Genomic DNA, 6,482 nt, shown 5'->3' with positions numbered 1-6,482 from the left:
CGGCCTCGACGAAGTCGCCCACGAACTCAACACCCGCCCCCGCGAGACACTGGGCTGGAACACACCAGCCCAGCGACTCGCGCAACTCATCGCGCCCTAACGATTGCACTCACCCCTTGACGCCGCCTCTCCATTTCGCCCGCCAACCTCATGATCAACGGGGCTGCAGCCGAGGGATGCGATACAGCCGCATTGCGTCCGCGGGTCTGAGGTGGTTACATTGCAGTTGCAATGTAACCACAGGGGCGGAGCTACCCGGTGCGGGAGCGGAATCCGATCGCGTTGCTGCGAGCCGCGATCGTGTACGAGATCGGGATGTGGCGCAGCCTCTACCGCTGGCTGCGGCGCCGGCCGCCGACCCGGGAGCCCGGGGCGGAGGTTTTCAGCTACGTCGGCGTGGTGAAGCCGATCCTGATCGCCTTCATCGTCCTCTCGGCGGTCGAGATCCCGATCTTCGACGTGATCCTCGCCCACACTCTGCCGTCGGCGCGGAAGATCGTGCTGGTGCTCGGCATCTGGGGCCTGCTGTGGATGATCGGGCTCCTGGCCAGCCTGCGGATGCACCCGCACGTCGCCGAGGCGGCCGGGCTGCGCGTGCGCAACGGCTTCTCCGTCGACTTCCTGGTGCCGTGGACGGCGATCGCCACGGCCGGCGCCCGCTACCGCTCACTGCCCTCCAGCCGAGCCGTCCAGGTCGAGCGGGACGAGTCGGGAGCGATCCTGAGCGTCGCCGCCGCCAAGCAGACCAGCGTCGACCTGGTGCTGCGCGAGCCGATCTCCGTACGGCTGCCGAAGGGGCCGAGCGAGCCGGTGCGGGAGATCCGCCTCTACGCCGACGACCCCGCCGCCCTGATCAGCCACGCCCGCCGGCAGCTCGCCGCACACGCGCCCGGCGTCGGCGCCTGACCCGGGCCGGAACCACGCACGCGCCCGGCGCCTGACCGGGCCGGAACGGTCAGAGCTTGTACTCCTTGAGCAGGCCGCGGGAGATGATCGTCTTCTGGATCTCCGAGGTGCCCTCGCCGATCAGCAGGAACGGCGCCTCCCGCATCAGCCGCTCGATCTCGTACTCCTTCGAGTAGCCGTAGCCGCCGTGGATGCGGAAGGCCTCCTGCACCACCTCGGCGCAGTACTCGGAGGCGAGCAGCTTGGCCATGCCGGCCTCGACGTCGTTGCGCTGGCCGGCGTCCTTGAGCCGGGCGGCGTTGACCATGAGGGCGTGCGCGGCCTCGATCTTCGTACCCATCTCGGCGAGTTTGAACGCGACGGCCTGGTGCTTGGCGAGGGGCTGACCGAAGGTGCGGCGCTGCTGGGCGTAGGCGACGGCCAGCTCGAAGGCCCGGATGGAGATGCCGCAGGCGCGGGCGGCCACGTTCACCCGCCCGACCTCGATGCCGTCCATCATCTGGTAGAAGCCGCGGCCGACCTGCTCCTCGCCGCCGAGCACGGCCGAGGCGGGCACCCGAACCCCGTCGAGCACCATCTCCGTGGTCTCGACGCCCTTGTAGCCCATCTTCTCGATCCGGCCGGGGATGGTGAGGCCGGGTGCGGTCTCGCCGAAGCCGGGCTCCTTCTCCAGCAGGAAGGTGCTCATGTTGCCGTAGACCGAGTCTGCGCCGGTGTCGGTCTTCACGAGGGTGGCCACCACCGACGAGTACGCCCCGTTGGTGAGCCACATCTTCTGACCGTTGAGCACGAACCGGTCGCCGTCGCGGACCGCCTTGGACTTGATCGCGGCGACGTCAGAGCCGCACTCCGGTTCTGACATGGAGAAGGCGCCGCGGACCTCACCGGTGGCCATCCGGGGCAGCAGGCGGCTGCGCTGCTCGGCGGAGCCGTGCTGGGAGATCAGGTACGCCACGATGAAGTGGGTGTTGACGATGCCGGAGATCGACATCCAGCCTCGGGAGAGCTCCTCGACGACGAGGGCGTAGGTCAGCAGGGACTCGCCGAGCCCGCCGTACTCCTCGGCGATGGTGAGGCCGAAGAGCCCCATCTCCCGCATCCCGTCGAGGATGTCGGTCGGGTACTCGTCGGCGTGCTCCAGCCGCTGCGCATGCGGGATGATCTCCTTGTCGGCGAACTCGCGGACGGTCTCCAGGATGGATCGCTGCACATCGGTCAGGCCGGGCGTCTGGGCGAGTCGAGCCATCTCAGCCTCCGGGGATCAACGATTACTCGTAGGTAACCTAACGCTCGGTCAGTATCGGTCGCCTCGCACGGCTGGGCCAAGGTGACCAGTCCACACAACCGCTGTGAAAAGGTTCACCGCTCCGGTAGCGTCCGGCAAGAGGGCCATGACCCTGCGCCGGCACGGAGGAGGAGACCGTGACGAACCCGCCACCGTCCGACCCACCCGGTGGCGAGCAGCCGCCCTCCCCCTACGAGCCGCCACAGGACCAGCCGGGCTCCGCGCAGCCACCGGAGCGCTCGCCCTACGCACCCCCGGCCGACGAGGGCTCGCCGTTCGGCCCGCCACCGGAGCGCCCGCCGTACCTGCCGCCCGGCGACCAGCCGCCCACCCCACCCGCACCGGGCCAGCCGCCGTACGGTCAGCCAGGCGGCTACCCGCCGGGCCCGCAGTGGGGACAGCAGCCGTCGTACGCCCCGCAGCCGCCCTACGGGCAGTACGGTCCGCCACCCGCCGGCCCGGTCCGCACCAACGTGCTGGCGATCCTGTCGTTGATCTTCGCGTTCGTCTTCCCACCGGCCGGCATCGTCCTCGGCCACCTCGGGAAGCGGCAGCTGCGCACCAGCGGCGAGGAGGGCGACCAGCTCGCCACCTGGGGGCTGATCCTCAGCTACGTATTCACCGCCCTGGGGCTGCTCGCCTGCTGCGGCTGGCTCGCCGTGGTGATCCTCGCCGGCAACGACGGCGTCAACTACTGACCATCCGCCGACTCCAAGCCCGGGCTTGCCCCGCCCACGCCCCGCTCAGCGGAACTGGGCCTCCCGCACACTGTTGCCGCCGTCGACGACCAGCATCTGCCCGGTGATGTACGACGCGGCCGGCGAGCAGAGGAAGGCGATGGCCGCCGCCACCTCGTCCGGACTGCCGGGCCGCCCGACCGGCGTACCGAGGCCCTGTTTGATCTCGGCCATGGTGGACGCCGCCGTGTAGATCGTGCCAGGTGCCACCGCGTTCACGGTCACCCCGTCCGCGATCGCCTCCATGGCGAGGGCACGGGTCAGTCCGACCACTCCCGCCTTGGCCGCCGCATAGGCCGCCTCGGTGGGCAGTGCGTTGACCGGCCCGGCGGTGGCGGCCAGGTTGACGATGCGCCCCCAGCCGCGCTCGGACATCCCACCGATGAACGCCCGGCTGCACAGGAAGGCGGTCGTCAGGTTCCGGTCGATCTCACCACGCCACTCGTCGTAGCTGAGCTGGGCGACCGGGCGGAGCACCTCGGGGCTGGCCCGGCTCGCCAGGCCGGCGTTGTTGACCAGCACCTCGACGTCGCCGAGCTGCTCGGCGACCGCGTCGGCCAGCGCACCAACCTCGGACTCGTCGGTCAGGTCGGCGACGAACCCGGTGACGCCCAGCTCGCTCGCTCGCTCATGAATCCGGCGGGTGGTGGAGACGATGGCCACCCGAGCCCCCAGGTCGGTGAGGCGGCGGGCGGTCGCGTAACCGATGCCGTCCGGGCTGCCCGCCCCGGTGACCAGCGCGACCCGACCGTCGAGCCGCATCGTCACCGGCTCCGGCAGTGCGGCCGGCGCGTCCTGATCGGGCGGGGTGTTCGGTGCCGCCGCACGGTTACGTCGCGCGAAGCTCGGACGGCTGGCGTCCCGTCTCGGTCGACTGCCGGAGCGGTCCGCGGCGCGCGCGTCGATTGCCATGCCTGGATCCTGCCCGTTCCGGCGGGCCCGAGCAACGAGGCACCCGGGTCCGAGGGTCATCGGGTTCGCCCGGTGCTGGATACCCTGGCGGCACACGCAGCCACTGGAGAGAACGCATGACCTATCCCCCACCGTCCGGTTGGAACGATCCGGCGGGAGCGGGCCAGCAGCCCGGTACGCCGGCTGATCCGACACTGCCGATGAGCGGCCCGCCGGTACCCGCCCAGCCCGGTCCGGTCGACCCGTACGCCCCGGTCAACCCGTACGCCGGGCAGCACCCGCCGGCCGCCGCCCCGTACGACCCGTACGCCCAGCAGCAGCCGCCCGCCGCCCCGTACGCGCAGCCCGGCCCGCCGCCGGGCTACCCGGGTTACGGCTATCCGCCCGCGCCCGCCACCAACGGGATGGCGGTCGCCGCGATGGTCGTCGGCATCACCGGAGTCATGGGCCTCTGCGGCTACGGCGTCGGCGGAATCATCGGCGTCGTCGGCGCGATCCTCGGTCACATCGCCAAGCGCCAGATCCGCGAGCGGGGCGAGAGCGGCGAGGGCATGGCGACCGCCGGCATCATCATGGGCTGGGTCTCCACGGGGATCGCGGTGCTCGCCACCATCGTCATCATCATCGCGATCGTCATCGCCGCCAACCAGAGCAGCTGACGTGGATCGTGCCGTCCGGGGCGTCCCGGACGGCACGACCGCCGCTCACTGCGAGGGCGGGGTGAACGAGGACGTGCGGGTCATCCCGGCGGCCCGCCCCTTGGCGGCGATGACCAGGGCCATCTTCCGGGACGCCTCGTCGATCATCTCGTCGCCGAGCAGCACCGCGCCGAGCCGGCCCCCCGCCTCCGAGGTGTAGTGCTCGTACGCGTCGAGGATCAGCTCGGCGTGGTCGTAGTCGGCCTGCGCCGGCGAGTAGACCTCGTTCGCCGCTTCGATCTGCGCCGGGTGCAGGACCCACTTGCCGTCGAAGCCGAGCGCGGCCGAACGCCGAGCCACCTCGCGGAACCCGTCGACGTCCCGGATCTGGAGGAACGGCCCGTCGATGGCCTGCTTGTCGTGCATCCGGGCGGCCATCAGGATCCGCATCAGGATGTAGTGGTAGGGGTCGCCGGGGTACTCCGGGATCAGCGCGCCGACGGTGAGCGACCTCATGTTGATCGAGGCCATGAAGTCAGCCGGACCGAAGATGATCGTCTCCACCCGCGGCGAGGCGGCGGCGATCTCGTCCACGTTGACCAGACCGGCGGCGTTCTCGATCTGCGCCTCGATGCCGATCCGGCCGACCTCGAGGCCGAGCGTCCGCTCCAGCTGGGTGAGCGTCAGGTCCAGCCACTGCACCTGGCTCGCGTTCTGCACCTTCGGCAGCATGACGCAGTCCAGGTTGGCGCCCGCGCCCTCGACCACGTCGATGACGTCCCGGTAGGTCCACGGGGTGGTGAGGTCGTTGACCCGTACCACCCGGGTCTTGCCGGCCCAGTCGCCCTCGTTGAGCACCGCCACGATGTTCTTGCGGGCGTCCGGCTTCGCCAGCGGCGCGACCGCGTCCTCCAGGTCGAGGAAGACCTGGTCGGCCGGGAGCCCCTGGGCCTTGCCGAGCATCTTGACGCTGGAACCCGGCACCGCGAGGCAGGACCTGCGGGGTCGACCGAGAGCGGCCATGGGGGGCTCCTTCCAGCGCGGCGTCCGCCGGCGACGCCGGCGACTTAACGATCCCAAAGGGAGTTACGCCACGGTAACCTCACGCCATGACCGCGGTGAACGGAGCTGTGGAAGATCTCACTGGGCGTCGCCTGGTGGTGGTGACCGGCGCCAGCTCGGGCATCGGTCGGGCGGCCGCGGTCGACCTCGCGCGCCGGGGCGACCAGGTGGTACTGGTCGGGCGTGACCCGGCCCGGCTGCAGGCCGCCGGGAGTCAGGTCCGGGACGCGTCCGGGCTGGCGCCGGAGCTGTTCCGCGCCGACTTCGCGGTGCTCGACGACGTACGCCGGCTGGCCGAGAAGCTGCGGGCGGCGTACGACCGGATCGACGTGCTGGTGAACAACGCCGGAGCGATAGTGCTCCAACCGGTCACCACGGTCGACGGCTTCGAACTCTCCATCCAGGCCAACCATCTGGCGCCGTTCCTGCTCACCAACCTGCTGCGGGACCGGATCGGCCGGATGGTGGTCACCGCCTCCGGCGCGCACCGCAGCGGCGCGCTGGACCCGGGCGACCTCAACCTTCCGCTGCGCCGCTACCGGGCCCTGACCGCGTACGGCACCAGCAAGCAGGCGAACATCCTCTTCACCGCCGAGGCGGCCCGGCGCTGGTCGGACGTCTACGCGCACTGCTTCCACCCGGGTGTGGTGCGCACCCGGTTCGGCAACGAGAGCCGGTTGGTCGCCGCCGGCATGCGCCTGCTGCCGTTCCGCAGCCCGGAGAAGGGCGCGGAGACGCTGCTCTGGCTGGTCAACTCCGATCCGGCTCGGTTGCGCAACGGCGCCTACTACTACAACCGCAGGCTGCGTCGTCCGCTGCGCAAGGCGGCCGACCCGCAGCTGGCCGACCGGCTCTGGGCGGCGAGCGCCAAGGCCGTCGGCCTCGACGGCTGACGGCGTAAACGGGTCTCCCCCGGGCACCCCATCGCTGCCATACTCCGCG

7 protein-coding genes are annotated in these 6,482 nt (G+C 71.0%); 4 read left to right on the top strand and 3 right to left on the bottom strand.

What is annotated here, in order from left to right; genetic code table 11:
* Nucleotides 1-258: 258 nt before the first annotated feature.
* Nucleotides 259-906 (top strand): hypothetical protein, encoded by a 648-nt coding sequence (locus D7044_RS16520; RefSeq protein WP_233565004.1) that lies wholly within the window; start codon nucleotides 259-261, stop codon nucleotides 904-906.
* Between the two features lie 49 nt (nucleotides 907-955).
* Here the strand turns inward: D7044_RS16520 and D7044_RS16515 are convergent, their stop codons facing one another.
* Nucleotides 956-2,152 (bottom strand): acyl-CoA dehydrogenase family protein, encoded by a 1,197-nt coding sequence (locus tag D7044_RS16515; protein WP_120689446.1) that lies wholly within the window; start codon nucleotides 2,150-2,152, stop codon nucleotides 956-958.
* Nucleotides 2,153-2,328: 176 nt separating this feature from the next.
* Between D7044_RS16515 and D7044_RS16510 the strand changes: the two genes are divergently transcribed.
* Nucleotides 2,329-2,889, top strand: coding sequence for a DUF4190 domain-containing protein (locus D7044_RS16510; RefSeq protein WP_120673490.1), 561 nt, complete (start codon nucleotides 2,329-2,331; stop codon nucleotides 2,887-2,889).
* A 45-nt stretch (nucleotides 2,890-2,934) separates the two neighbouring features.
* On the opposite strand, the gene D7044_RS16505 is transcribed toward D7044_RS16510, so the two are convergent.
* The gene (locus D7044_RS16505; RefSeq protein WP_120689445.1) at nucleotides 2,935-3,840 is read right to left on the bottom strand and encodes an SDR family NAD(P)-dependent oxidoreductase; all 906 of its coding nucleotides are present in this window, start codon (nucleotides 3,838-3,840) and stop codon (nucleotides 2,935-2,937) included.
* A gap of 116 nt (nucleotides 3,841-3,956) precedes the next feature.
* Here D7044_RS16505 and D7044_RS16500 point away from each other — a divergent pair, with 116 nt between their 5' ends.
* Nucleotides 3,957-4,499, top strand: coding sequence for a DUF4190 domain-containing protein (locus tag D7044_RS16500; protein WP_120673492.1), 543 nt, complete (start codon nucleotides 3,957-3,959; stop codon nucleotides 4,497-4,499).
* A 45-nt stretch (nucleotides 4,500-4,544) separates the two neighbouring features.
* Here D7044_RS16500 and D7044_RS16495 read toward each other — a convergent pair whose 3' ends face one another.
* A complete protein-coding gene (locus D7044_RS16495) occupies nucleotides 4,545-5,501 on the bottom strand; it encodes an HpcH/HpaI aldolase/citrate lyase family protein (protein WP_120689444.1) in 957 nt (318 codons plus the stop codon).
* A 107-nt stretch (nucleotides 5,502-5,608) separates the two neighbouring features.
* Between D7044_RS16495 and D7044_RS16490 the strand changes: the two genes are divergently transcribed.
* Nucleotides 5,609-6,433 carry an SDR family NAD(P)-dependent oxidoreductase gene (locus D7044_RS16490; protein WP_120689466.1) on the top strand — a complete coding sequence of 275 codons (825 nt, stop codon included), beginning with the start codon at nucleotides 5,609-5,611 and terminating at the stop codon, nucleotides 6,431-6,433.
* Nucleotides 6,434-6,482: the final 49 nt, after the last annotated feature.

This window comes from Micromonospora musae (assembly GCF_003626635.1).
Lineage (GTDB): Bacteria > Actinomycetota > Actinomycetes > Mycobacteriales > Micromonosporaceae > Micromonospora > Micromonospora musae.
The sequence above is the reverse complement of the archived record's forward strand: the minus strand, read 5'-3'. Positions and strand labels throughout refer to the sequence as shown.